The sequence below is a fragment of the Bosea sp. 124 genome (genome assembly GCF_003046175.1).
In the GTDB taxonomy this organism is placed as follows: Bacteria; Pseudomonadota; Alphaproteobacteria; order Rhizobiales; family Beijerinckiaceae; genus Allobosea.
Genome location: NZ_PZZM01000001.1, coordinates 3,436,613 through 3,462,125, shown reverse-complemented (window position 1 = coordinate 3,462,125; position 25,513 = coordinate 3,436,613). Strand labels below are relative to the sequence as shown.

Annotated in this window: 24 protein-coding genes; all 24 read left to right on the top strand. The window is 60.4% G+C overall.

Features of this window, described 5'->3' with window-relative positions; all coding sequences use genetic code 11:
• Positions 1-3 precede the first annotated feature (3 nt).
• The 24 genes from C8D03_RS16370 (at position 4) to C8D03_RS16260 (ending at position 25,472) form a co-directional block, all read left to right on the top strand.
• The gene (locus C8D03_RS16370; protein ID WP_210203936.1) at positions 4-903 is read left to right on the top strand and encodes an ABC transporter permease; all 900 of its coding nucleotides are present in this window, start codon (positions 4-6) and stop codon (positions 901-903) included.
• Positions 903-2,189: an ABC transporter ATP-binding protein gene (locus C8D03_RS16365; RefSeq protein ID WP_108047738.1), complete on the top strand. Its 1,287-nt coding sequence runs from the start codon at positions 903-905 to the stop codon at positions 2,187-2,189. Before C8D03_RS16370 ends, C8D03_RS16365 begins: the two co-directional genes overlap by 1 nt.
• Positions 2,171-2,905, top strand: coding sequence for an O-methyltransferase (locus tag C8D03_RS26215; protein WP_146170205.1), 735 nt, complete (start codon positions 2,171-2,173; stop codon positions 2,903-2,905). Before C8D03_RS16365 ends, C8D03_RS26215 begins: the two co-directional genes overlap by 19 nt.
• Positions 2,906-2,911: 6 nt before the next feature.
• Positions 2,912-3,952, top strand: coding sequence for a glycosyltransferase family 2 protein (locus C8D03_RS16355; RefSeq protein WP_108047734.1), 1,041 nt, complete (start codon positions 2,912-2,914; stop codon positions 3,950-3,952).
• A 75-nt stretch (positions 3,953-4,027) separates the two neighbouring features.
• Complete coding sequence (locus C8D03_RS16350; RefSeq protein WP_210203935.1) at positions 4,028-5,095, top strand: glycosyltransferase; 1,068 nt, start codon at positions 4,028-4,030, stop codon at positions 5,093-5,095.
• A gap of 21 nt (positions 5,096-5,116) precedes the next feature.
• Positions 5,117-6,265, top strand: a complete 1,149-nt coding sequence (glf, locus tag C8D03_RS16345; protein WP_108047730.1) for a UDP-galactopyranose mutase — start codon at positions 5,117-5,119, stop codon at positions 6,263-6,265.
• A complete protein-coding gene (locus C8D03_RS16340; RefSeq protein WP_108047728.1) occupies positions 6,262-7,383 on the top strand; it encodes a hypothetical protein in 1,122 nt (373 codons plus the stop codon). Before glf ends, C8D03_RS16340 begins: the two co-directional genes overlap by 4 nt.
• A gap of 12 nt (positions 7,384-7,395) precedes the next feature.
• Entirely contained in the window at positions 7,396-8,625 is a 1,230-nt protein-coding gene (locus tag C8D03_RS16335; RefSeq protein WP_108047726.1) for a glycosyltransferase family 4 protein, read from the top strand.
• A complete protein-coding gene (locus C8D03_RS16330; RefSeq protein WP_108047724.1) occupies positions 8,622-9,572 on the top strand; it encodes a glycosyltransferase in 951 nt (316 codons plus the stop codon). Before C8D03_RS16335 ends, C8D03_RS16330 begins: the two co-directional genes overlap by 4 nt.
• Positions 9,569-10,555: a glycosyl transferase gene (locus tag C8D03_RS16325; RefSeq protein ID WP_146170204.1), complete on the top strand. Its 987-nt coding sequence runs from the start codon at positions 9,569-9,571 to the stop codon at positions 10,553-10,555. The genes C8D03_RS16330 and C8D03_RS16325 overlap by 4 nt, the downstream gene beginning before the upstream one ends.
• 72 nt (positions 10,556-10,627) lie before the next feature.
• Positions 10,628-11,599 carry a glycosyltransferase family 2 protein gene (locus C8D03_RS16320; RefSeq protein ID WP_181301030.1) on the top strand — a complete coding sequence of 324 codons (972 nt, stop codon included), beginning with the start codon at positions 10,628-10,630 and terminating at the stop codon, positions 11,597-11,599.
• Positions 11,571-12,662 (top strand): glycosyltransferase family 4 protein, encoded by a 1,092-nt coding sequence (locus C8D03_RS16315; RefSeq protein WP_210203934.1) that lies wholly within the window; start codon positions 11,571-11,573, stop codon positions 12,660-12,662. Before C8D03_RS16320 ends, C8D03_RS16315 begins: the two co-directional genes overlap by 29 nt.
• Positions 12,659-13,918 (top strand): glycosyltransferase family protein, encoded by a 1,260-nt coding sequence (locus C8D03_RS16310; RefSeq protein ID WP_108047718.1) that lies wholly within the window; start codon positions 12,659-12,661, stop codon positions 13,916-13,918. The genes C8D03_RS16315 and C8D03_RS16310 overlap by 4 nt, the downstream gene beginning before the upstream one ends.
• Entirely contained in the window at positions 13,881-15,212 is a 1,332-nt protein-coding gene (locus C8D03_RS16305; RefSeq protein ID WP_181301028.1) for a glycosyltransferase, read from the top strand. The genes C8D03_RS16310 and C8D03_RS16305 overlap by 38 nt, the downstream gene beginning before the upstream one ends.
• Positions 15,209-16,225 carry an acyltransferase family protein gene (locus tag C8D03_RS16300; protein ID WP_181301026.1) on the top strand — a complete coding sequence of 339 codons (1,017 nt, stop codon included), beginning with the start codon at positions 15,209-15,211 and terminating at the stop codon, positions 16,223-16,225. Before C8D03_RS16305 ends, C8D03_RS16300 begins: the two co-directional genes overlap by 4 nt.
• Positions 16,226-16,319: 94 nt before the next feature.
• Positions 16,320-17,423, top strand: coding sequence for a glycosyltransferase family 4 protein (locus C8D03_RS16295; protein ID WP_210203933.1), 1,104 nt, complete (start codon positions 16,320-16,322; stop codon positions 17,421-17,423).
• A gap of 37 nt (positions 17,424-17,460) precedes the next feature.
• Positions 17,461-18,924, top strand: coding sequence for a hypothetical protein (locus tag C8D03_RS26500; protein WP_181301025.1), 1,464 nt, complete (start codon positions 17,461-17,463; stop codon positions 18,922-18,924).
• Complete coding sequence (locus tag C8D03_RS16290; protein ID WP_181301023.1) at positions 18,924-20,123, top strand: glycosyltransferase; 1,200 nt, start codon at positions 18,924-18,926, stop codon at positions 20,121-20,123. Before C8D03_RS26500 ends, C8D03_RS16290 begins: the two co-directional genes overlap by 1 nt.
• 3 nt (positions 20,124-20,126) lie before the next feature.
• A complete protein-coding gene (locus C8D03_RS26990; protein ID WP_108047708.1) occupies positions 20,127-20,705 on the top strand; it encodes a DapH/DapD/GlmU-related protein in 579 nt (192 codons plus the stop codon).
• On the top strand, positions 20,702-21,541 hold the full coding sequence (locus C8D03_RS16280) for a glycosyltransferase family 2 protein (RefSeq protein ID WP_108047706.1): 840 nt from the start codon (positions 20,702-20,704) through the stop codon (positions 21,539-21,541). Before C8D03_RS26990 ends, C8D03_RS16280 begins: the two co-directional genes overlap by 4 nt.
• 53 nt (positions 21,542-21,594) lie before the next feature.
• Positions 21,595-22,821: a nucleotidyltransferase family protein gene (locus tag C8D03_RS16275; protein ID WP_108047704.1), complete on the top strand. Its 1,227-nt coding sequence runs from the start codon at positions 21,595-21,597 to the stop codon at positions 22,819-22,821.
• Positions 22,818-24,644: an ABC transporter ATP-binding protein gene (locus C8D03_RS16270; RefSeq protein WP_108047702.1), complete on the top strand. Its 1,827-nt coding sequence runs from the start codon at positions 22,818-22,820 to the stop codon at positions 24,642-24,644. Before C8D03_RS16275 ends, C8D03_RS16270 begins: the two co-directional genes overlap by 4 nt.
• A gap of 88 nt (positions 24,645-24,732) precedes the next feature.
• The gene (locus C8D03_RS26495) at positions 24,733-25,017 is read left to right on the top strand and encodes a PqqD family peptide modification chaperone (protein ID WP_181301021.1); all 285 of its coding nucleotides are present in this window, start codon (positions 24,733-24,735) and stop codon (positions 25,015-25,017) included.
• Positions 25,018-25,292: 275 nt separating this feature from the next.
• Complete coding sequence (locus tag C8D03_RS16260) at positions 25,293-25,472, top strand: hypothetical protein (protein ID WP_146170203.1); 180 nt, start codon at positions 25,293-25,295, stop codon at positions 25,470-25,472.
• The last annotated feature ends 41 nt before the right edge of the window (positions 25,473-25,513 follow it).

Sequence of the window (25,513 nt, the reverse complement as noted above, 5' to 3'; positions counted from 1 at the left end):
TCCATGCCTGATCTGTCACCCATCGCCTCGTCCTACCCCATCGGAGAGGCGCCAATACTGCAAACGGAAGGCGTTGCCACACAGCACCGCATTGTCCTGGAGGCCGGGCGGACAGACCGTAATTATTGGCGCGACCTCTGGCGCTATCGCGAACTCTTCCTGATCCTGGCCTGGCGCGACATATCGGTGCGCTACAAGCAGACGGTGATCGGCGCAGCCTGGGCGGTGATCCGCCCTTTCCTGACGATGGTCGTCTTTACCGTCATCTTCGGCCATGTCGCCAAGCTTCCGGCCGATGGCACGGTGCCCTATCCGGTTCTCGTCTTCGCCGGCATGCTGCCCTGGTTCCTGTTCGCAACGGTGCTGGGCGAAGCGTCCAATAGCTTGGTTAGCAACGCCAATCTAATTGGAAAGGTCTATTTCCCCCGCGTGATCGTGCCCTCGGCCTCGGCCGTCGTGGCGCTCGTCGATTTCGCGGTCTCCTTCGGCATGCTCGCCGTTCTGATGCTCTGGTATGGCGTATTCCCGAACTGGCATATCCTGCTCCTGCCGGTGTTCATCGTGCTTGCAATCGCCGCGAGCTTCGGCCCGGCGCTGCTGATGACGGCGCTCAACATCAAGTATCGCGATTTCCGCTACATCATCCCATTCGTGCTGCAGTTCGGACTCTATGTCTCGCCCGTCGGCTTCTCGAGTGCCGTCGTGCCGCAGGAATGGCGCTTTCTCTACAGCCTCAACCCGATGGTGGGGGTGATCGACGGCTTCCGCTGGTGCCTGCTCGGCGGCAACAGCGAGATCTATCTTCCCGGCTTCCTCGTCAGCCTTGGCGTGGTCGTCCTGTTTCTCTGGCTCGGCCTGCGCTATTTCCGCAAAACCGAGCGCAGCTTCGCGGATATGCTTTGATGAGCGCCGATGTCGTCATCCGTGCCGAAGGCCTCGGCAAGAAATATGTCATCGGGCATCAGACGCAGAGCGAGCGCTATACGACGCTGCGCGACAGCGTCGGCCGCAGCCTGCGCGCCTGGGGCCGCTCGGCCCGCGACATCGCTGCCGGCCGAGCGATCGTCTCCGGCGACGAAACCGAGGAGTTCTGGGCGCTCAAGGATGTAAATTTCGAGATCAGGCGCGGCGATGTCGTCGGCGTGATCGGCCGCAACGGAGCAGGTAAATCCACTTTGCTGAAGGTCCTCTCGCGCATCACCGAGCCGACCGAGGGCCGCATCACCATCGACGGGCGCGTAGCCAGCCTGCTCGAAGTCGGGACCGGGTTCCACCCCGAGCTCAGCGGGCGCGAGAACATCTTCCTGAACGGTGCGATCCTCGGCATGAGCCGAGAGGAGATACGGCGCAAGTTCGACGAGATCGTTGCTTTTGCCGGCGTGGAGAAATTTCTCGACACGCCGGTGAAGCGCTATTCGTCCGGCATGTATGTCAGGCTCGCCTTCGCCGTCGCCGCGCATCTTGAGCCGGAGATCCTGATCGTAGACGAGGTGCTGGCTGTCGGCGACGCCGAGTTTCAGAAAAAATGCCTCGGCAAGATGCAGGACGTTGCGGGGCAAGGGCGAACAGTGCTGTTCGTGAGCCATAGTATGGCGGCTATGAGGGCGCTTTGCCAGCAGGGCATCCTGCTAACGAACGGCCGGATAAGCGCTGGCGGCGCAATCGGGCGCGTGCTCGAGCACTACGAGACTAGGGCAGAAGCGCTCTCCGAGGTCGTTCGACAGCGGCAGCCGATGCAGTCGGCCGCTGTCACGCGCGCTTGTGTCAGCGTTCCTGGCGACATTCTGCTCGATATCGCCATCGATGCGGAGCGAGCCTTGAGCTGCGCTGTCGAGATCAAGGTTTTCGATCGAGCCGGAGCACCAGTGGGCCTCGCCTCGCTCGGCGGCTGGCGCCCCGACGAACTCGTAAGCCTAGAGCCGGGTTGCAACGAACTGGCGATGACGATTCCGACAGCGTGTCTGGCAACGGGCACCTATCGGCTCATCATAGCCCTGACGAACCCGGGCTTTGAGTATTACGACATCGTTGCGCAAGAACTGTCAGTCGAAGTCTCTCGCGAGATGCAACTAGGCGAGACCAGAGTGCTGTCTCAGTCGGAAGGTCATGGCGCGCTTCGCTTGCCGGCCAGCTTGGCACCGGGATCACTAGTTACAAAAGGACGCGCTTCATGCCATTCGGCCGCTTGACACCGATTGCACGTTCTATTCTCGGCCCATCACGTCTTGGGGCACTCACCTACCGTCGTTATCCAGCTCTCGGCCGCGCCTGGGGCGGACCGATGAACGGGCAGGCAGGGCGGTGCAAGCTAGTGGCAGATCTGATCAGTCGTTGTAATTTTGCTGCCGTCGTTGAAACTGGCACTTTTCGCGGAACCACGACGGAGTGGCTGTCTGCCTTCAGGGTACCAATCTACACGTGCGAAGCGTCGCCAGAGAACTTTGGGTTCGCCCAAGCCCGTTTATCAGGTCTCCCCGATATCACGCTGCTGCACATGGACAGCCGGGCTGCTCTACGGCATTTGCTGTTCGGCCAATTAGCTTTCGAAGATGCTCCGATCCTGTTCTATCTCGACGCACATTGGAACGACGATCTGCCTTTGGCTGACGAGATCGAAATCATCTGCGACGCACACCACGAGGCAGTGATCCTGATCGACGATTTCAGTGTTCCTGACGATCCAGGGTACGCATATGACGACTATGGTACGGGGAAAGCGCTGACGGTTGATTATGTTGCGACTGCTGTCGCAAAATACGACCTTCTGTGCCGTTATCCATCTATTCGCTCCGATGCCGAAACTGGCGCGAAGAGAGGTTGTGTTGTCATATCGCGCCGCAACTCGCAGGTTGCAAAGCATCTCGGCAGCAGCGTTTATCTGCGCCACGCACCCTTTACCCACTAAGCACGCATGCGCTGCCCCACCCTAGCTGATCTGCCCCCGCCCCCATCGGGCAAGACCGGCTGGCCATGGACGGAAGAATGCTCTCGATTGCCAGAACTGCGGCCCGACGGAACAACCTGGCCCCGCATAAGCATTGTAACACCAAGCTACAATCAAGGACAATTTCTCGAGGAGACTATTCGCTCTATTTTACTCCAAGGTTATCCTGATCTAGAGTACATAATCATAGATGGATATTCTGTCGATGACAGTGCCGCGATTACAGACAAATACGCGACATGGCTCTCGCACTGGGAGAGCGAAAAGGATGACGGCCAAGCGCATGCGATCAACAAAGGGCTAAAGCGGGCAACCGGCGCAATTTTTCAATGGATAAACTCTGACGATCGATTAACACCCCACGCGCTGAAAAATGTTGCGTTATTGTTCGACGAAAGCAGTACAATTGCTGGACACGTAAACCACTTCGGAGGCGAACGCACCTTCCTCAGCGGGAACTTGAACCTAACAGCACTAACGCTCCTTCACCATGCTGCTCCATACAATTTAAAAAGGCTGTTCGCGCTTACAAACTACGACCAACCCGGCGTATGGTTATCAACAAAAATCATAAAGGAGGTTGGTGGATTTGATGAATCGAAAAATTATATATTTGACCTAAGTGCGACCGTCTTTTATTTACGTGTAGCGCAAAAGATATTATATACGAACCAAATACTTGTTGAGTTTAGACATCACGCTCAATCAAAAACAGAGTCTGTGCCGGAATTATTTTATCAAGAACATACTAATTTCTTGCATCAATTGGCAAACGAACGCATTTACGGTTTATCAAAACACGCAAGACGAATTCTTCTCGCGATAGAGTTTGAGAATTCAGCAGGCGATATCTTCAATTTAGAAAAAAAAAGAGTAGACCGCCTTAGACATCTGGCGCGAATGATAAGGGAGTTTCCTAAGATGCGCTCCGCCCGCTTTTATCTAGGCGCTCTAAAAAACATTATCTTTCAGGCACAAGTTAAGCACAATCAATACGAAATTCGTTGAATGCGCATACTATTTTTTTCGGAAGTCCACGGCTGGGCAGGGTCAGAGCTGTTATGGTCACGTTGCGCATCGAGATTGGCGAGCCGTCACCAGATTGTTGCCTTGCTACCGGCAGATGCCGCGAGATCGCGGCAGATTGACCAATTACGTACCGACGGCGTCGCGCTTCGTGTTCATCCTTCGCCAATGTCTTTGCCAGAACGAATCTGGCAGCGCATCGCACCATCGTCGGTCACAGGAACAGCGCACAACGCGTTCGCTTCGGTTATCCGCGAAGTGACACCTGACCTGATTGTAGTGTCGAGCGGCGGCTTGTTCCCTGGAGCGGCAGCAGCAACCGCAGTGCTCGATTCAAAAATCCCTTACGTGAACATCGCAAATGCTGCCCATGTCGATTGGGCCCCAGATGATCAATCAGCCTCGACTTTGCGCGAGTATGCTACGCAGAGTTTCTCTATGTTCTTTGTATCAGATCAAAATCGTCTCGACTGCGAAACTCAGCTGTCAAAGCGATTGCCAAATGCGCGGCTTATCAGAAATCCGTATCTTGTCGGACACGATGCCGCTTTACCATGGCCTGCGGACGATAACCGAGCGATACTGAAGATCGCCTGCGTCGCGCGGTTATTCTATCCCGCAAAAGGCCAAGACTTGCTGCTGGAAGCTCTTGCAAGACCAGAGTGGCGCAATCGTAGCTGGTCGCTGTCCTTTTTCGGCACTGGTCCACAAGCAGAGACAATCCGTCGGCTTGGCAACATGCATGGCATCGACGAACGACTATCGTTTCGGGGGCACGTTTCTGACGTTGAAGGGATCTGGCGCGATCATCATGTTTTAGTGCTGCCTTCGCGATACGAAGGGCTGCCCATTGCGATTGTCGAGGCCATGCTCTGTGGACGCCCGGTGCTTGCGGGAGATGTCGGCGGCGCACGCGAACTCGTCGTACAGGGCCAAACGGGATTTCTCTGCGCTCCGAATTCGATCGAGGCACTGGCTGGCGCGCTCGAGCAGTTGTGGGGCATGCGAGATATGCTTCAGGCTCTAGGCGACAATGCTCGCACCAAAGCGATGGGCTTTGCGCCGCCGGATCCAATCGCCGACTTCATTGACGAGTTGACGAGAGTGAGCGGTTTTGACCTCTAGTATCTCAAAGCGCGTATCCACATGATCCCCCGCACCCTCATCGTCGGCGCCGGTTTCTCCGGGGCTGTGATCGCGGAGCGGATTGCCTCGCAGCTAGGCCGTCATGTCCTGCTGATCGACCAGCGGACTCATATTGCCGGCAACGCCTATGACTGCCTGGATGAGCATGGCGTCCTCATTCACAAATATGGCCCGCATATCTTCCACACCAATTCCCAGCGCGTGGTCACCTATCTCTCGCAATTCACGGGCTGGACGCCGTATGAGCATAGGGTTCGCGGGCTTGTCGAGGGTGAGTGGGTCCCACTGCCGTTCAATCTGACATCGTTCGAAATCCTATTCGGTAGAAGCGAGGGGCAGCGCCTGATCAAGCTGCTGACGGACGAGTTCGGCGTCGGCATCAAGGTCCCAATCCTCGACATGCGCAACTCGGCCTCGGGTGACGTCCGCCGTGTGGCCGATCTCCTCTACGAGAAGGTTTTCCTGCATTATACGGTCAAGCAGTGGGGTCTGCGCCCTGAGGAACTAGACGCATCGGTCTCGGCCCGCGTGCCTGTCATGCTTTCGCGCGATGATCGCTATTTTCAGGACAGCTTCCAGTTCATGCCCATGGATGGGTACAGTTCCCTTTTCGAACGGATGGTGGCGCATCCGTTGATCGAGGTGCAGACGAGCCTGTCTTATCTCGATGCCGTGGCGAGCGAAGCTTTTGAGCGCATCGTCTTCACCGGCCCCATCGACGAATTCTTCAGCCATCGTCACGGCGCGCTGCCTTACCGAAGCATCCGCTTCGACATGCGATCGGAGGCGGCCGCGACGCCCGTGCAGGGCTGGACTGTCGAAAACTATCCAACGCCTGCAGAACAGCATCCCTTCACACGATCGACCGAATTCCGGCTGTTGACCGGGCAGCACGGCATCTCGCACACGACCCGGGCTTTCGAATATCCAGAAGCGTTTGAAGCCGGCAAGAACGAGCCTTATTATCCAATCCCCCGGGCCGAGAACCGCGCGCTTTTCCGCCTCTACGAGGCCGACGCTCGCAAGCTCAAAACCGTGCATTTTGTCGGGCGGTTAGCCGACTATAACTACTACAACATGGATCAGGCCGTCGCGAGCGCGCTCGCCTGCTTCGACAGGATGATCGACAAGGCCGCGTCTCTTTCGTGATCGTCGATTGGTACAGGCACGGTCACGAGCATCGCAACGACATGTTGCGGTTCGGCTTCATGCGCCTGCATCGCGCTGGAGAGATTACGTACCGTGAACACGCGCTGCCGGAGTGCCGCGCGGCCGGCTTCTCGGCGGAAACGGCGGCGCATGACCATCGCCATACCAGCATTTTTGCGATCCGCAGTGGTTCCCAGGTCAAGCGCATCGTGGTCGACAGCGAGGATTCGTTCTTCTGGATGGCTCCACTGGTGCGCGATTGCGATCTTTACTTTTGCGCCGGGTACTCCCCAAGCCTGTTCGAGGAACGCCGCTTCATCACGCCTTACGCATGGCAGACAGAGGTCGAAATCGCATTCTATCGCGACCGCGCGGATTGGCTGATTGCTAGCTATGGCGAGCTGTTCGGGCGGATCAAACCCTATGTGCCGATCGCGCCGAACATGGGACGGCGCAATCCGCCGGGACGGCTCAATTCAAAGCTCCGCAATTTGCGTCACAAGCTCGCGAAGCGATTGAAGCGCGATCGCGACTGGCATCATGACGATGTCGATTTCGAGGTTCGCTATGCTGAGCTTCTCTCCTACCGAAATGCCGTGCAACAGAGCGATATCGTGCTGTTGGACAGTCTCTGGGGATGGCCGCGGCATCGGGTTGCCCTGCATGAGCAACTACGTCGCCTGTCTGCGCGATACGCTATTCACAGCCGCCTGAACTGGTCGCCCCCCTACGCTTGCGATGCGGGCGACCGGTCGGGATTGGTCAAAGGCGATTTCCCTATGGTAATCGGGGCGGTCAGCGACTACGAGACGATGCTGTCGCAGAGTCGACTGGGAACGTTCGCTACAGGCTTCCATTATGGTTGGCGAAACATCATGACAGCAGCGCTGATGATCGGCCTGCCAGTGTTGACCGATAGGTTGATAGTTCAACCCTGGTTCGACATGAAAGTCTTCGATTTCGCCGAGACCGATTCCTACGGCCTTGGAGACATTGAAGCCGTTTTAGCCCGTTACCCGACGGAGCGGCTGGCGCAGGTCAAAGCACGTAACCAAGCAGCTTTCGACCGCTATCTGTCTCCCCAAGCCATGGCACATTATGTGCTGTCCGCGGCCTAAACAAGCGATCGCATGCGGCTTGCCCTGATCAGCTTCGAATATGCTGGAACCGCCCATGGGGGTGGGATCGGTACCTATGTTCGAAACGCCGCTCGTATGCTGGCCGGGCTTGGGCATGAGGTTGAGGTCTTCTGCGCTGGAGATGGCGCACTAGCGGCAGCGGAAGCAGGAATCCGCGTCGAGACCGTCATCGCAGAACGGGCCCCGTTTGCCGAAGCGATCCGCGCTCCTTTCGCACAAAGGCATCGCATGCGGCCCTTCGATGTGATCGAGGGCCCCGAATATGGTGCGGATGCGGCGGGAATCCGCCAAGACTGGCCCGACATACCGCTGATCGTCAGATTGCATACCCCCAGCAGCGTCATCAATTCAATCAACAGCAGTTACGTAGGGATCGGCAGCAAGTTGCGCTACCTTGCTGGTGGACTCCGGCGTGGCCAGCTCCCGAAGCCGTACTGGCGCGAGGTAGCTGACCGTTCCGATCCCGAGCGCCGCCATACGCTGGACGCCGACCTTGTCGTGGCACCCAGCCAGGCGATTTTGACGCGGTTAAGCGAGGAATGGGGGCTTCCGAGCTCGCGCAGTATGGTTGTGCCTAACGTCTTCGTACCGCCATCAGATCTGCTGGGGCTTGTGCCCGCCCCGCAGGTCAAGACCGTGTTGTTTGTCGGCAAGCTGGAGGTTCGAAAGGGTGTCATCGAACTCGCCCAGTCCGTCCCTGCCGTGATCAAAAACGTCCCTGATGCCGCGTTCATCATGGTTGGTCGTTCCCTGCCGATGCCGGGGCGGGATGTTGCCGTAGCCGATGTGATGTGGAGCGCCTATCGTCGCGCTGCCGGACGGGTGACCCATCTTGGCGGAGTGCCTTATGAGGATATACCGGCTTTGCTTGCTCGCGCATCAATCGCTGTGTTTCCCAGCGTCTGGGAGAATTTTCCGAATGTAGCCCTCGAGGCGATGGCGGCGGGGCGCGCGGTCGTCGCCTCATCGGCCGGCGGGATGGCCGAGATGATCGAGCATGGCCGAACCGGCCTGCTGGTGCCCCCACGCGATCCGAAGGCCATCGCGGCGGCGTTGATACATCTGCTGCGCGATCCCGAGTTGGCCGCGGAGATGGGACGCGCCGCGCGCGCGCATGTTGTCGCCAGCTACGGCCCTGCGACGATCGGTCCGCTCCATGAAGCGTCGCTGCGACGGACCATTGCTCTCGCGCAGTCTCGACGGCTCGGCCTTTCGGCATGAAACTCTCCGCCATTATCTGTAGCCATGAGCCACGTCCGGATTATCTTGAGGCGACGCTCGCGTCGATCCGTGCCCAGACAGGTCTCTCCAAGGACTGTTGCTGGGAATTGCTCCTGATCGACAATGGCAGCCGGACGCCTCTTGCAGGCAAGTTCGACGTGACCTGGCATTCGCGGGCCCGCATCATCCGTGAAGAGCGGCTTGGCCTAACCTTCGCCCGCCTCCGCGGCTTCCATGAATCTACGGGCGAAGTGCTCGTCTATATCGACGACGACAACATTCTCAAGCAGGATTACTTTGCGCAGGTACTTTCGCTCTTCTCCGCTCATGAGGGCTACGGAGCGATCGGAGGAAAGTCGCTGCCCGTCTACGAAGTGGAACCGCCGCGCTGGTTTGCGGAAACAGGGATTTCGTTGGCCTGCCGCGATCTCGGGGACCAGCCGATCGTCGCAGAATGGACCAGGGCTGGAGAACACCAGCGCGACTACCCTGGCTGCGCACCGATCGGCGCGGGGATGGCGGTTCGTCGCGCCGCTTATGCCGGCTATGTCCACGCAGCGGCCAACGATCCGCGCAGAACATCGCTCGGCCGCCGCGGCACGGATCTGGCCTCCGGAGAGGACAACGATATGATACTGTCGGTTCTGGAGCAAAGCTGGCAGGTGGCGTACCGGCCCGAACTGATCCTGCAGCATCTCATTCCGGCGCGTCGGCTGACGCAACCTTATCTCGAAGCCTATGCGCGTAGTTCCAACCGTACCTGGGTACAGGTTCTCGATGTCCATGGCATGCGCCCCTGGAGCCCCATAGCTCCCTGGACAGCCCCATTGCGCAAGCTCCGCGCCGCCCTTCGGGCGCGCCCCTGGTATTCGCCGCCAGCCTCCATCCGCTGGCATGGGTCCGCGGGGCTGATCGAGGGGCGAGCGCAATTGTCGAGGTCAGCATGAGCGGCGGCAATCCTCTCCACAGATTCGCTCGCGCACTCGGAGCAGGCAAACTGCTGCTTTACGGCTATCATCGCCCCATGGGCCTGATCCGGAAGTCGATTGCCGAGGGCGGCCCACTCGAGCAGATCCGGACCGAGCAGGGACGGCGCCAGATGGTTCAGGCGGCTTGGCGACTGCCAGTGCTCGTGGCGAAGCCGGAGCGCCAAGAGGCGACCAAAGTCAATTTCCTCAGCGGACAGCGTTTCTGGTATCAGACGCTGGCCTGTTTCGTGTCACTGCAGCAGCACAGTCCGTTCCGGATCACACCCGTTATTCACGATGACGGCACGCTCGGGTCCGAGATTTGTGCCGCGATCAGCCGCGTCGTCCCCTGGGCTGTTGTCGTCGATGCGCGAGCCATCAACGAGACGCTAGACCGCGAACTGCCGGAGGCGCGCTTCCCCGTGCTGCGCGCGCGCCGAGAGGTCTATCCGCATCTGCGCAAGCTCACCGATATCCATCTCGGCCAGAACGATTGGGGCCTCGTCCTCGACTCGGACATGTTGTTTTTCCGGCGCCCCGAGGCGTTGCTGAGTTGGTTTATGCGTCCACACGCGATTTACATGCAGGATGTCGTGGAAGCCTATGGCTACAGTTCGCGCCTAATGCGCGAACTCGCAGGTTGCCCCGTTCCCGCAAAGGTCAATGTAGGCCTGTACGCAGTCGACCGCAGCCAAATCGACTGGGACGCGATGGAATTCTGGTGCAGGATCCAGTTGGAGCGTGAAAAGTCGAACTATCTCCAGGAACAGGCGCTCACTGCAGTGCTGCTCGCGAGACAAACGGCAGCGCCCCTGCTCGTAGAGGACTATCGCGTCATGCCGGATCTGTTGGAAGGCGCAGCACCGCGCGCTGTCATGCACCACTATGTGGCGGCCTCCAAGCGTTCCTATTTTCAGCGTGGCTGGAGAAATGCATTGGCCCTGCGCGGCAATGCGGCATAGTCGTGACCTTCGAGCGAAGCGCAAGCCGACGAAATGCACCTATCGCCGCTTGGGCGATTGGCGCATAATCAATTGAACGTTTCGGTCATCATACCTGCCTTCAATGCAGCTGCGTATCTGCCGGCGGCGCTGGATAGCGTTCTTTCGCAGAGCTACCGCGATCTTGAAATCATCGTCGTCAACGATGGCTCTACAGATCACACAGCAATCGTTCTGGACGGGTACGGCGATCGCATCCGCGTCATTCGACAGAGCAATAGCGGCCAATGCGCTGCAGCCAATGCCGGCTTTGCTGCATCGACCGGTGCCCTCATCAAGTTCTTCGACGCCGACGATATCATGCATGCCCAGATGATCGAGCGCCAGGTCGCCAAATTGGCCGGACGAATGGACGCAATTGCGATGGGGGAATGGCACCGGTTTTATGGCGAGGCGCCGGAGGAAGTGGCCTTCCCTCCGCTGTCCATGTATCGGGATGCCAAGCCGGTCGATTGGATGGTTCAGGAGTGGTGCGGCGCGCGTCCGATGATGCAATGCGGACTCTGGCTCATACCGCGTGGCCTGATCGAATGCCGTGGTCTGTGGGACGAGCGGTTGTCGCTGATCAATGATTTCGAGTACTTTGCAAGGCTGCTCGTCGGCGCATCCGATCTGCTTTATGCGCCGGGAGCTAGAATGTACTACCGCTCCGGGCTGAGCGGCAGCCTATCCGGCCAGGCGTCGCGCAAGGCGGTGGAATCGGCATTTCTCTCGCTGACACTCGGCACCAGGCATCTTCTGGCGGCCGAGGACAGCGCGCGAACCCGTCGGGTGTGCGCCAATATTCTCCAGGATTTCGACTACACCTACTATCCCGATCACGCCGACCTCCGCGAACAGGCCCGGCGGCGGGTGATCGCGCTGGGCGGCTCCGATCTCGAGCCGGACGGTCCCCCGGGCTTCCACAGTCTTCGCCGCGTGACCGGCTGGAAGATCGCCCGCCGCATCCAGCGGCTTTCGGAGCAGCGGGGCTGGAATGGCGCCGCACGCGCAAGGACCGCCTGACATGCCTTCCCCATCGCATGCCGGGCGCCCGCTGAGCATCGCCCTCACGGCCGATCCCGAAATCCCGGTGCCGCCAACGCTCTATGGCGGCATCGAGCGGATCGTCGACATGCTGGCACGCGGGCTGGAGACACGAGGCCATGACGTGACGCTGTTCGCCCATCCCGATTCCGCCAGCGCCGGACGGCTCGTCCCCTGGCCCGGCGGGGCGAGCCCGTCGCGGCTGGATACGCTACGCAATGCCGCCTGCCTGTATCGCGAAGTCCGGAAGGGCTCGTTCGACCTGCTGCACAGCTTCTCGCGGCTGGCCTATATGGCGCCGCTTCTGCCGACACGCCTGCCGAAAATCATGAGCTATCAGCGCGCGATCAGCCCGCAGACGACGGCGCTGGCGCAGCGGCTCTCCGGCGGCAGCCTCGCCTTCACCGCGATTAGCCATTGGATGATGGAGCCGGTGAAGCATATCGGCCGCTGGCACATGGTGGCCAACGGCGTGCCGCTGGAGACATACACGTTCCAACGCGAGGTCGCGCCCGATGCGCCCCTGGTCTTTCTCGGGCGGATCGAGGAGATCAAGGGACCGCATCTCGCCATCGAGATCGCCAGGCGCTCCGGGCACAGGCTGGTCATCGCCGGCAATATTCCTGCGGACAAGCAGAGCTGGTTTGATGCGGAAATCGCACCTCATATCGATGGGCAGCAGATCAGCCTGATCGGCCCTGTCGATGACGCCGCGAAGAACCGGCTGCTGGGCCAGGCCAAAGCCTTCCTCATGCCGATCCTCTGGGAAGAGCCCTTCGGCATCGTCATGGCGGAAGCGTTGGCCTGCGGCACGCCGGTGCTCGGGCTGCGGCGCGGCGCCGTGCCCGAAGTCGTCGAGGATGGGGTGACAGGTTTCGTGCGGGATACGGTGGATGAGTTGGTGGCGGCGGTCGGGTTGATCGATCAGCTGAACCGAGGCGCGTGCAGGGATGCCTGTGCAGACCGCTACAGCGCCGATGCAATCGTTGATCAGTATCTCCACTGCTATGAGCAAGTCCGCAAGGCATCCGTTTCCAAATGAGCCCCCCCAAGAAAAGGGTTTGTCTGGTTTCTCCTGGTCACCTCTCGACAAATCCACGCCTGGTCAAAGAGGCGAGAGCGCTTGAAGAAGCAGGATATGCCGTTCAGATCGTCCACGGCTATTATCTGCCCTGGGGCGTCGAACAGGACCGCGCGATTGCATCGCCCGGCTGGACCTTGATACCGGTGCCATTCGGCAAAAAGCTTGCGCCGGGGATGCGTCACGTCCGGCAGAAACTGATCCAAGCCCTGTCACTGCAAGCCTGTCGCATTGGCATGCGCAATGCACTCACAGCCAGCTATGCACAAGCCCCGGTCGGCCGTGATTTGATTACCACCGCATGCTCGGCCCCTCCGGCAGATCTCTATATTGGGCACTACCCCACTGGATTGGCAGCAGCTGCAAGAGCTGCCGCGCTTCACAAAGCGGTCCACGCCTTCGACGCGGAAGACTTTCATCTCGGCGACTTACCGAACACGCCAGCCAACCTCACACCAAACGCTATTATTCACAGCATCGAAGCAGCATACTTGACGTCTTCGTCATATATAACGGCTGCTTCGCCCCTCATCGCTCAAGCATATCGCGAAATTTATGGCGTGCCTGAACCGGTGTCGTTGCTCAATGTTTTTCCCAAGTCCAACGCACCTTCTGCACCATCTGCGTCCGGCACGGCGCAGCCGGGACCCAGTGTCTATTGGTTTTCACAAACCATCGGTCCCGGGCGAGGATTGGAGACTGTCGTTCGCGCCATTGCGAGAGCAAGCTCGAAACCGCATCTGTACCTCCGCGGCACGCCAGCAGTCGGATTCAAAGCCGAGATCGAAAACCTTGCGACTGATTTGGGCGTTCAAAAAAGAATTCATTTTGTTGACCCATCCCCTCCAGATGAGATGGAACGACTCGGTTCCGCCTATGATTTAGGAATCGCATCGGAAATAGGGAATACCGAAAACCGCTCCATTGCTCTAACAAACAAGATATTCAGCTATGTATTGAGCGGGATACCCTGCTTGGCTACCGACATCAAAGCCCACCATCACCTTAATTCGGAAAACCCAGGATTTTTGATATTATATAAAAATCATGACTTTGAAGATTTATCCAAAAAAATAGATTCATTTCTTTTTGATTCGACCCAACTATACCTGGCAAGATCGCATGCCTGGACACTCGGCCAGACGAATTTTAACTGGGACAACGCGAAAGCAGTTTTTCTTGGACTGGTCGAAACAGCAATGGTCCGCGGCGGTTGACCCTCCCGTGAATCGAGGCACAGTCGCCATCCTCTCCCCGCATTTCCCGCCTGCGACGCTGGCGGGGGTGCACAGGGCGCGGCATCTAGCGCGGCATCTCCCCGCGTTTGGCTGGCAGCCGGTGATCATCCGCGCGGATGAATCAACCTATACCGAACCCCTCGATCCGACACTCGCAGCCTTGGTACCCTCAAATCTACGTCAGATCCGGACGGGAGCACTGCCCTCCGGGCTGATGCGACAGGTGGGAATCGGCGATATCGGGCTGCGGGCCTATCAGCCCCTGGCGGCAGCGCTGACCCGATTGGCGCAGGCCGAGCGAATTGACGCAGTGCTGATCACTGGCTCACCCTTCTATCCCATGCTGATGGCGCGGATGGTACAGACCCGCCTCGCCCTGCCGGTCATTCTCGATTTCCAGGATCCCTGGATCTCGGCAGAGGGCGCTTTGCGGCCACGCTGGAGCAAAGGCGGGCTCGCCCATCGGCTGGCCCTGGCGCTAGAGCCGCGGGCTGTACGCCATGCGAGTTTCGTAACCTCCGTGTCAGACCGGCAGAATAGCGAGATGGCTCAGCGCTATCCCTGGCTCGATCGAAGTCGGATGGCAGCGATTCCGATCGGCGGCGACCCTGCCGATTTCGAGATGCTGCGCGCCAATCCGCCGGTGAACCTTCAGGTTCGACTTGATCCCGATCGGATCAATCTCAGCTATGTCGGCACATTCCTGCCGCGGGCGGGCGCGCTGGTCCGTGCACTCTTCGCCGGGCTGCGCCTGCTTTGCGAACGTGAGCCGGCGCTTGCCAACCGGATTCGGTTGAATTTCGTCGGCACCAGCAACCAGCCCAGCGGCGCGGGCGCACATTTGGTGACACCGCTCGCGGCGCAGGAAGGGGTCGCGACGCTGGTTCAGGAGACGCCGCAGCGCGTGCCTTATCTCGAGGCGTTGAGCCTGCTGGCCCAATCCAACGGACTGCTGATGATCGGCTCCGACGAGCCGCACTACACCGCCTCGAAGATCTATCCCAATCTCATGGCCAAGCGACCGTTCCTGTCGCTGTTCCATGACGCATCGAGCGCGCATGCCATCCTCTCTGCCGCAGGCGGCGGCAGTGCCTTCTCCTTCTCAACGCTGCAGGACCTGCCCGGGCTTACCCCGGCCATCGCCGATACGTTGCGGGCGATGGCATTGCAGCCGGAGCGCTTCGGTGCGTCTGACCCGGCAGTGTACGAGCCCTATACGGCCCGAAACCTCGCTGGACAATTTGCCGCTGTGTTGGATAAGGCCTGCGCGTGACACCGTCCGCCTCACGGCTACAACTGGTCGAACTGCTGCGTGGGCTGGCAGCCGTCTCCGTGGCTTGGTTCCACCTCACCGCCACACATAAGAACAGCTGGGTAGCTGCCTCCGGCACCTATGGCTGGCTTGGTGTCGAGGTGTTCTTCGTGATCTCAGGCTTCATCGTTCCCTACTCGATGAAGAAGCTGTTTAGCCGATACCGGTTTCGGGACGCTCCGATCTTTCTGATGCGCCGTATCATTCGACTCGAACCGGCTTACATCGTTAGTCTGCTCCTGGTCCTCGCTCTATATCATGCATCGCGGCTGGCACCGAGCTTTCAAGGTATAGACCAATATTACAGTCCCCAGCAGCTCCTCTTCCATTTTTTTTATCTGATTCCCTTTACCCAGCATCAATGGCTGCAGCCCGTCTACTGGACGCTTGCTTATGAATTCGCATTCTACCTTTTCATGGCGCTGACACTGAGCGCGTTCTGCGGACGGCACCACCGAAGCGCCGCCATCGCCTGTGTTGGAATTCTGGCTGCTGGGATTTTGGCTGGAGTGTTGCCAGCCCGCCTGATGCTGTTCGTTATGGGTTTTGCGGTTTTCAGAAAGGAGACCGGCTTCTGTGGCAAGGGCGAGGCTCTGCTCCTGATTGCGGTAGCCGGCTTCGCGATGATCATGAGCGGTTCGACGATCGAAGCGATCTGCGGTAGTGTGACGGCTCTGCTGTTGGCGGCAGGGACTGGAATATCGTTTCCGCCACGAGCCGCCGCTGTGATCACAGCTTTGGGAACTATATCCTACTCACTTTATCTGGTGCATATTCCGATAGGAGGCCGCGTCGTGAATCTCGGCCATCGGTTTGTGCAGACATCGAGCCAGGAATTTGCGCTCTCCATCTTAGCTATGGCGATCTCTCTCTGCGCAGCATGGGTGCTGTGGCGTCTGGTCGAGCGCCCTTCGATCAATGCATCGCGCAAATGGGCTCCCCGACATCTTCCATCCCCTCTGGCCGTTTCGTAAACACATGCCTCCTCGCCTTGCCGTTCTCGCGTCCCACCCCGTGCAGTACTATGCTCCGCTCTTTCGAACGCTGGCGCAGCGGCTCGACCTGCACGTGTTCTATGCCCACAATGCGACGGCGGCCCAGCAGGCAGCCGCCGGCTTCGGCGAGGCCTTCACTTGGGATATCGACCTGACCAGCGGCTATGACAGCCAGTTTCTGCGCAATGTCGCGATGCGGCCCGGCACGGATCACTTCGCTGGCTGCGACACGCCCGATATCGGTGAATTGCTGGAAGCGGGCCGCTTTACCTGCGTGCTGGCCCTGGGATGGCATCTGAAATCGATGCTACAGGGGATCTTCGCGGCAAAGCGCCGGCGTCTCCCGGTGCTGGTCCGGGGCGACAGCCAGCTCGGCACGCCACGCGGCCGGATCAAGACCGAAATCAAACGCCTTGCCTACCCGCTCCTGCTGCGGGCGTTCGACGGGGCGCTCTATGTCGGCGAGCGCAACCGCGATTACTTCCGGCATTACGCCTATCCGGAGACGCAGCTGTTCCATTCCCCACATTGCGTCGACACGAAACGTTTTGCGCTGGCGGCGACGGCTGATGCCCGGCAGCGGCTGCGTGCGAGGCTCGGCATCGGCGCGAACGAAGCCGTCCTGCTGTTTGCAGGCAAGCTGATCCCGTTCAAACGACCGCTCGATCTGGTCGATGCGGTGGCCCTGCTGAGGCGCGATGGTCTCAATGCCCGCATGCTTGTCGCCGGCTCCGGGCCACTGGAGCCGGACATCAGGAAGCGTGCTGCCGAGCTTGGCGTGACGGTCGACCTTCTGGGTTTCCAGAACCAGAGCGAAATGCCTGCGGCTTATGCTGCAGCAGACCTCCTGGCACTGCCTTCGACGGGGCGTGAAACCTGGGGCCTGGTCTGCAACGAAGCCCTGGCCAGCGGGACGCCGATCATCGTCTCGGATCAGGCAGGCTGCGCGCCGGATCTCGCCCGTGAAGGGCGGGTTGGTCGCAGCTACGACATGGGCGACGTGGCCGCCCTGGCAAAGGCTTGCACGGCGACACTCACCGATATGCCAGCCCGGGCAGAGATAGCAGCCGTCTCCGAGGCCTCCTCGCTGGACCGGGCAGCGGATGGGATCATCGCGGCGGTGAACGCCCTCGGCTCAAGGCGCCGTTTGTCGGCGACGAGCGAGCAGCTGCAGTGATGGGCCATCGCAGCGCGATGTCTGACAGGTACCGCCGATGAACCAGCGCATGAGGCGGCGAGGCGCGGCTCCCGCCGCGCGCGACGGGTTGCCTCCCATGGCGGGCGGCGTCATCGGCCTGACGGTCCTCCTGTCAGTGGTCGCAGCGATGCTGAGCCCATCCGGTGAGATCATCCTGGCCTGTGGACTGGCGTTGTGCGTCATCATCCTGCTCCTCTGGCGCAAGAGCGAACCCCCGATCCTGTTGCTGCCGGCCCTGTTTCAATGGTCGGAAGTGTCGATCTGGGCTTATGCAACCGCTTGGCGCGGCACCCCGCTTTCGATGCAGAGCAATTACGGCGCCAATCTCGATGCCTCGACGATCTACGGGCTCTTGGGCGTCGTCTCCCTGTCAGTCGGGATGAGGCTGGCTATGGGCAAGGCCCGGAGCGGCGCCAGTTTTACCGAGCGCCTCAGGCAGGAAGCTTTGTCACGCAGTTTCGACCAGATTGCCCTGCTCGCCGCAGCGGCCATCCTGGCCGGCTATCTGGCGAGCGGCGTCGGCCGCTTCGCAGGCGGGGCAAGCCAGATCTTTCAGGGCTTCGGGCAGGTCAAATATATCGGCATCTTCGCACTGACATACTGGAGCCTGGTCCGCGGCCAGAAATACCCGATCCTGATCGCGGTTATCGCGGCTGACATCGTCGTGGGGCTGACCGGGTTTTTTGCGCAGTTCAAGGACGTCATCCTGACGGTTTTCGTCGCCGCTCTGGCGGCGCGCCCCCGGATCCGCGCCAGCGATGCACTGCTGGTGGGCGTGGCCGGCGGCGCGATCCTGGTGCTGGCGACGTTCTGGACTGCGGTGAAACCTGAGTACCGTGCCATTCTCAACCGCGGCACCGGCGCTCAGGAGGTGACGATCCCTGTCTCGGAGCGCATCGGATATCTCGTCAATCGCGCCATCAATTTCGATGGCACCCAGTTCGCTGAGGGCTTTGACGGGCTCGTCAACCGGCATGGCTACACGGAGTTCCTCGGGCTGGTGATGGCTTATGTGCCTGAAGTGGTGCCACATGAGAACGGCCGCATGACGCTCGATGTTCTCAAGCATGTCGCCATTCCACGAGCGATCTGGCCCGGCAAGCCGCCTCTGCCCAACGATACGGATGTCATGGCTCAATACACCGGGCTGCCCAACGCCTGGGATAGCAACACCTCGATCAGCATCGGCCATCTCGGCGACCTCTACATCGATTTTGGCTGGATCGGCGCACTTATGGGCATGATGTGCATCGGAGCGCTCACAGGCAGGTTCTACCGCAAATTGCGCGACTATCGCGGATGCTCAGCTCTGATTTCAGCAGGTCTCTGCTTGATGATCGTTCTGCCCATCGCCTATTTCGGCACCGCCTATATCAAGCTGGCCGGCTCCTTCCTGATGACGGTCATCGCCGCATTCCTGACGCAGCGCCAGATTCTGAAGCGACTGCGAGCCTCGATCCCAGGAATCCTGCCGGCGTGATGGCTCAAACCGATCCGATGCTGCAGGCCCCCGGCAGCCTCCAGATCATCGCCTCTCTATCGCCGGAAGCCGGCGGACCGGCCTATAGCGTTCCGCGGCTCGCCGCGGCGCTTCGGCCCTGGTCGCCTTCCGTCCGGCTGATGTGTCTGGAAGGCGGGGTCTCAGGGGGAGACCTCGAGCAGGCTGACGCGCCCGAGCGTCACCACCGGTCGACATGGCCCTTTCTGAATCAGATCGGCTGGTCTCCCGCACTGCGGCAGGCGATTTCGGTGGAAGCTGTCGCCCCCTGTATTCTCCACACACATGGTCTCTGGCTCATGCCCAATCGCTATCCAGCATGGGCCCGCAGAAAACCTCAGGCTCGCTGCCGTTTGGTCCACTCTCCGCGCGGTATGCTCGGTGCAGAGGCGTTGCGCATCTCGGCCTGGAAGAAACGGCCGATCTGGCATCTGTGGCAACGCGGGGCTCTTGCCGCGGCCGATGTCATCCATGCCACGGCGCGGTCCGAATATGAGGAAATCCGGGCAGCTGGCCTGCGCAACCCGGTTGCAATCATCCCCAACGGGATCGATCTGCCGCATCCCTCGGCCTATCGGCAAGGCGGCGGTATCGTCGCTGGCCAGGATCGGACCATCCTTTCGCTGGGGCGGATTCATCCGAAAAAGGGGCTGGACCGGCTGATCCGCGCGTGGGCCAGCGTTCAGGACCAGCTGCCGAATTGGTCGCTGGCTCTTGTCGGGCCAGCCGAGCTCAACCACGACACCGAACTCCTGGCGCTCGCCGCACAACTCGGCGCTCGGCGCGTTACCTTGTCCGGCCCAGTTTATGGCGACGCGAAATGGCAGCTCTACGGGTCGGCCGCGCTGTTCGTGCTACCGACCCTGAATGAGAATTTCGGCATCAGCGTTGCCGAGGCCCTGGCCTGCGAAGTTCCTGTGATTTCGACCAAGGGAGCGCCCTGGTCCGGCCTCAAGGCCGAAGATTGTGGCTGGTGGGTCGATCACGGCGTCGAGCCGCTCGCCAAAACACTGATCGAGGCGACGACGCTTGATCAGTCGACACGACAGGCCATGGGCGCCCGTGGACGCGCCTGGATGGCACGGGACTTCGGCTGGGACAGGATCGGCCGCGACATGGCCGAAATCTATCGCTGGTGCTTCGCGGGCGGCCCCCCGCCGTCGACCGTCGAACTGGCCTGAGCCATGAGCGAGCCCCGGCATCCGGCCCCTGTCGCGGCCGAAGCGCAACTCGATATCGACGCCAATCGCCGGGCCATCAAATGGTCGCGCAAGCAGCTGCTTGCCCGCGCGCTGTGGGAGTTGCTCCGCGGCCCGCTCTTCGCGTGGACGCCCCGTCCGCTCTGGGGCTGGCGCCGCTATGTGCTGCGCCGTTTCGGCGCGCGCATCGGCCAGCGGGTCCATATCCATCCTGATGTCCGTATCGCGATTCCCTGGACCCTCGACATCGGCGATGACAGCGCCGTCGGCGAACGCGCCATCCTGTACGCCCTCGGCCCGATCACAATCGGCAAGCGCGCCACGATCTCGCAGAACGCCCATCTCTGCGCGGGCAGCCATGATTTTCGGAACCAGAGCATGACCCTGCTGAAGCCGCCGATCCGCATCGGAGACGAGGCCTGGATCTGCGCCGATGCCTTCATCGGTCCCGGCGTGACGATCGGCGATCGGGCGGTCGCGGGAGCCCGCGCCGTCGTAATGAGGGATGTGGCACCCGGAGCGATCGTCATTGGCAACCCCGCCCGCGTGACCGGAAGTCGATGATGAGTTCAGACGCAATGCCCGCGGCGCGCCTCCCGGTTACGGTTGTCATCCCGGTCCGCAATGAGGAAAGCAATCTGCCGCGCTGCCTGGCGGCACTCACCGCCTTCGCAGAGGTGATCGTGATCGATTCAGGCAGCACCGATCGGACGCAGGTCATCGCGCGCGAGGCCGGCGCCCGTGTCATCGATTTCGTCTGGAATGGCGGCTTTCCCAAGAAGCGCAACTGGGTGCTGATGAACGAGCGCCTCTCCCACCCCTGGGTGCTGTTTCTCGACGCCGACGAATTCGTCACGCCGGAATTCTGCGATGCGCTGCGCAGCACGCTCGCAGATACCAGCCATGTCGGCTTCTGGCTGAACTACACCAACCACTTTCTCGGCCAGCGTCTGCGCCACGGTATTCCGCAGCGCAAGCTCGCCCTTTTCAAGATCGGAAGCGGCTTCTATGAACGGATCGAGGAAGCCTCCTGGAGTTCGCTCGACATGGAGATCCACGAGCATCCCGTGCTCGTCGGCTCCGTTGGCGAGATCACTGCTCCGATCGAGCACAATGACGATCGCGGCATTCTGAAATTCATTGATCGCCATCGCGACTACGCCAAATGGGAAGCGCATCGCTACCGACTTCTCGTCGCGGCCGGAGAGGAAGGCTGGGCCCATCTAACGCAGCGTCAGAGAACGAAATACCGCAACCTGCCGAAATGGTGGTACCCATTCGCCTATGGAATTTACCAATACATCATAAAAAGAGGCATTTTGGACGGTCACGCTGGTTTTCAATACGCATTTTATAAGATTTGGTACTTCAATTCGATCCGACTGCTGATCAAACTGTGAGTGGAGCGCGACCCGCCTTCCTCGGAGTTCCCGCCAGGATCTCGTGAGGGCCGATGACTGCCAGAGATTCGACTGTGATATGTGCTCCCCCAAGGCAGGATGCCACGGCGCAGCTGCTCGTGCTGCTGGCGCGCGATGTCCTCACTCCCGAGGCGGGTGCACGCGCACGCGACTTGCTTCGGAAGGTCGATGACTGGCGGGAATTCGCGGTTCTCGCGCATCACAATTTCAGTCTGCCTTTCGCCTACCGGCATCTCGCCGCACTCGGCTTATCCGCCGGCCAGCCGGAGCTGATGGCCGCGATGCGCGGGCTCGCGCTGCGCACGACCATGTCCAACCTGAAATGGCATGGCGCCCTGCAGTCCTTTCACGAAGCCTGCATCCTCCCGACAACGGCCCGGCACGCCTATATCAAGGGCCCGGCCCTGGCCGCACGCTATTATCGCGATGTCGGAGCCCGGCAATGTCGCGATATCGATGTTCTGGTGCTGCCGGATGATTTTACCCGCGTAGCCCGCCGCGCCTTCGATCATGGCCTTCGCTTCATCGCCGGGTACGAGCCGCAGCCTCGCTTCACGGACAACGACCAGGATATCGACTTCATGGTTCGCCATGCGGATGTGATCTCGATGCTCGATGCCGAGGGCCATCTGTTCGAGCTGCATCGACATATCGAAAAGATGACGCCGGTGTTCCCGGTGGAGGATGTTCTCGCCGACACCTGCCAGACCAGGCTCGGGCGCAATACCTTGTCGGTCATGGCGACGCCCTGGCTTTTCAATTATATCGCCTATCATCACTCGCGGCATTTCTGGTCGAAGCTGCATTGGGTCGCCGACCTGCACGCGATCATGAGCCATCCCAGCTTCGAGCGTGAGGAAACCCTCGCGCTGGCGCGCAGGATCGGCATTTCCGCCACTGTCGAAGCGACCCTGGCGTTTGCCGAACTGGCGCAACAGCCGGAGAACTGGCAAGGCGCGCTGGAAGGGCGCAGCCATGGCGCGGTTTTTCTGGACGCCTGCCTGCGCGGCCTGCCGGGCGACTCGGCCTATGAATTCGATCGCTGGAAGGACATGTTTCTATTCGACTTCGAGGCGACCTGGCAGGTCGACACCGGCCGCAAGCACGGCTTCTGGGCCGGCTCCGCGCTGCGCCGGCTTGAACCCAATGTGACGCAGTATTTCGAGAATCGCCGCAGCCGCGCCTTCGAATTCCTCTATGTCCTGGAGAACGCTAAGGCACTCTCGCTCAATATGTTGAAGCGGGTCAGCGGCCGATGAGCCGGCGCGCTTGCATCCTGAGCCTGATCAGCGGCAGGCGCAGGATCCTGACCGATTGGACGCTCTGGGCCAGGATTTGGGCCGTTCTGTCGGAAGTAGGACGTGGCCTCGCGCTCGCCATCATCGCAGCGACGATCCTGGAGACGGCGTTGTCGATCGGCGCGCTCTACACGATCAAACTGCTGGTCGATGCCATCGGCGCGAGCCTCTCGGGCAAGGCCCAACATGACGCGGTGTTCCTGGCGCTCGCGCTTGCCGGCGCCACCGCCCTGCTCTCGGTCGTGGCAACGGCTTTGGCGAATTATCTGCGTATCCGTCAGGGCATGCTGGTCAGCGACCTCATCGACCGAAAAATCCACAAGCAAGCGATCGAGGTCGATTTCAGCTTTTACGAAAGCCCCCGCTATTTCGACTCGCTGCAGAAGGCACGCGAGGCGGGGGCCCAAAGGCCGGCCCAAGTGGTCGGCAATGTCCTGACGCTCGTCAAGGGGATCATCCTGCTTGGCGCGGTGTTGGTCATGCTGGCGGCAATCGAATGGCGGCTTTTGCCGGCTTTGCTCCTCATGGTCGGGATCGCGCTGGTAGCGCGGCTGCGAATGACGCGGCAGATGTTCAACTGGCGGATGAAACGGGCGCAGCTCGAGCGCCGTGCCGGCTATCTCGACTGGATGCTGACCTCGAACATCCATGCCAAGGAACTGCGGCTCAATCGCCTCGGCGAGCACTTCAGCCGTATCTATAACGGACTTCGCCGCCAGATCCGGGACGAGCATCTCGCGCTGGAGCGGCGCAGGCTTTTTGCCGAGATGGGCGTGGCTTTCGGCGGCGCGCTGATCTTCATCGCCGCTGCCGGCTATCTGATCTCGCTCGCGTTCTCCGGCGCGTTGACGGTCGGCCAGGTCGTCCTGTTCGTCCTGCTACTGCGACGCGCCGAGGGCAGCGGCAACGAGGCCGTCTCAAGCCTGTCGCGACTGGTCGATGACCATCTCTATCTCGGGCGGCTTTTCGACTTTCTCGAATCCAAGCCGAGCATCCTCTCACAGGGCCACGGCGAGCCGCCGGCCCAGCCACAATCCGGGCTCCGGCTCGAAGCAGTCTCGTTCCGTTATGACGGCGCCGCACAGCCGGCGATCGACAAGGTCGATTTGACGCTGAAGCCTGGGCAGATCGTTGCGTTGGTCGGCGAGAACGGCTCCGGCAAGACGACGCTGATCAAGCTGCTTACGCGGCTCTATGATCCGACGGAGGGGCGGATTACGCTGGATGGGCGCGAGATCCGGGCGTTCGAACCAACGCGCTACCGTGCCTTGTTTAGCGTCATCTTCCAGGATTTCGCCGCCTATCCGGACACGGTCGGCGAGAACATCCGTTTCGGCGACGTCTCGCTGCCGGCCGACTCGGACGCGGTACGCGCAGCGGGCCTTCGCGCCGGCGCCGACCCCTTCATCCAGAAGCTGCCCAAGGGCTATGATACCCAGCTGACCAAGCTCTTCAACGAGGGCCAGGATCTCAGCCTCGGGCAATGGCAGCGGGTGGCGCTGGCGCGCGCCTTCTATCCACGTGCCCCCTTCATAATCATGGACGAGCCGACGAGTGCGGTAGATCCGGCCTCGGAATCCGCCCTGTTCGAGAACTTCCGCGAGCGCCTCGACGGTCGCGGCGCCCTGATCATCAGCCACAGACTTTCGACCGTGCGCCAGGCAGACTACACCTATGTTCTCACCGAAGGACGCATCGAGGAGCACGGAACCCATGACGAGCTGCTCGCACGGGACGGCGCCTATGCGAGGCTGTTCAACCAGCAGGCGAAGCATTATCGATGAGCCACGCCTCAATTGCCGACCCGCCGCAATTCAAAGTCACCTGGCCGAAGCCATCTCCCCTACAAACGTCAAAAAAGAAGAGTTCCAGATGACGATCCTGCCGTCAGACAAGGTTTATCAGCGGCGCGAACTGCAGGGCAGCCGCGTCGGAGACGATCTCGTGATCTTCGACGACCGCGTCGGGAAATATTACGCGACCGGGCCGGTTGGTGCGGATATCTGGGCCATGCTGGCTCAACCGATCTCTGCGGCAGCGCTGCACGAGCGCCTGATGGCCATGTACGACATCGACTTCGAGACCTGCCGCGATCAGGTCCAAGATTTTCTGGCGAAAATGGCTGATGCGGATCTGGTGGTGGCGCGGGTAATATGATGGCGCTCTGCAAGAGGCAGTCAGTCGCGATTTTATGAAGACTGCCCCCGGACGGAAGACCACAGAAAATTTCCTCAGTCCATCCAAACAAGTCATCGGGTTGTAATTCTAAAACATGCCCGATTTATTTGAACTTATGTCGCGGGGTTATTTTGTTATCTGTAATGCAAACTTCTGGTTTTTGGCCACTCCCCGCGGAACCAACGACCTTGACTCTTCGTCATAGCTAAAATAGTGTTAAAGATAGCGGCAAGGTATTTTTAGTGGAGAATATGATGTCTGACCTGAATGTGTCGGCGAAGAAGGCGTGGACTCCTCCCGCTCTCGATCAGCTGACGATTGACGCGACGTTGGGTGGCGCGGTTACTAACGTGTTTGAGCAGGTTCTGCAGCAGAATGGTACGACGCTTTCCGACCCCGGCGTAGGCAGCATTCCGGGCGCACAGACGCTCTGATTTGGCTGCTTGGAGTTTAAGCGGCCGCCAGCAATGGCGGC

Excerpts from the sequence above, each read along its gene's own strand:
- C8D03_RS16290 (WP_181301023.1), top strand. The coding sequence starts at position 18,924 with ATGGCTCAAACCGATCCGATGCTGCAGGCCCCCGGCAGCCTCCAGATC.
- C8D03_RS26495 (WP_181301021.1), top strand. The coding sequence starts at position 24,733 with ATGACGATCCTGCCGTCAGACAAGGTTTATCAGCGGCGCGAACTGCAG.
- C8D03_RS16370 (WP_210203936.1), top strand. The coding sequence starts at position 4 with ATGCCTGATCTGTCACCCATCGCCTCGTCCTACCCCATCGGAGAGGCG.
- C8D03_RS16330 (WP_108047724.1), top strand. The coding sequence starts at position 8,622 with ATGAAACTCTCCGCCATTATCTGTAGCCATGAGCCACGTCCGGATTAT.
- C8D03_RS26500 (WP_181301025.1), top strand. The coding sequence starts at position 17,461 with ATGAACCAGCGCATGAGGCGGCGAGGCGCGGCTCCCGCCGCGCGCGAC.
- C8D03_RS16365 (WP_108047738.1), top strand. The coding sequence starts at position 903 with ATGAGCGCCGATGTCGTCATCCGTGCCGAAGGCCTCGGCAAGAAATAT.
- C8D03_RS16275 (WP_108047704.1), top strand. The coding sequence starts at position 21,595 with ATGACTGCCAGAGATTCGACTGTGATATGTGCTCCCCCAAGGCAGGAT.
- C8D03_RS16325 (WP_146170204.1), top strand. The coding sequence starts at position 9,569 with ATGAGCGGCGGCAATCCTCTCCACAGATTCGCTCGCGCACTCGGAGCA.
- glf (WP_108047730.1), top strand. The coding sequence starts at position 5,117 with ATGATCCCCCGCACCCTCATCGTCGGCGCCGGTTTCTCCGGGGCTGTG.
- C8D03_RS16315 (WP_210203934.1), top strand. The coding sequence starts at position 11,571 with ATGGCGCCGCACGCGCAAGGACCGCCTGACATGCCTTCCCCATCGCAT.
- C8D03_RS26990 (WP_108047708.1), top strand. The coding sequence starts at position 20,127 with ATGAGCGAGCCCCGGCATCCGGCCCCTGTCGCGGCCGAAGCGCAACTC.
- C8D03_RS26215 (WP_146170205.1), top strand. The coding sequence starts at position 2,171 with ATGCCATTCGGCCGCTTGACACCGATTGCACGTTCTATTCTCGGCCCA.
- C8D03_RS16355 (WP_108047734.1), top strand. The coding sequence starts at position 2,912 with ATGCGCTGCCCCACCCTAGCTGATCTGCCCCCGCCCCCATCGGGCAAG.
- C8D03_RS16335 (WP_108047726.1), top strand. The coding sequence starts at position 7,396 with ATGCGGCTTGCCCTGATCAGCTTCGAATATGCTGGAACCGCCCATGGG.
- C8D03_RS16310 (WP_108047718.1), top strand. The coding sequence starts at position 12,659 with ATGAGCCCCCCCAAGAAAAGGGTTTGTCTGGTTTCTCCTGGTCACCTC.
- C8D03_RS16280 (WP_108047706.1), top strand. The coding sequence starts at position 20,702 with ATGATGAGTTCAGACGCAATGCCCGCGGCGCGCCTCCCGGTTACGGTT.
- C8D03_RS16260 (WP_146170203.1), top strand. The coding sequence starts at position 25,293 with ATGTCTGACCTGAATGTGTCGGCGAAGAAGGCGTGGACTCCTCCCGCT.
- C8D03_RS16270 (WP_108047702.1), top strand. The coding sequence starts at position 22,818 with ATGAGCCGGCGCGCTTGCATCCTGAGCCTGATCAGCGGCAGGCGCAGG.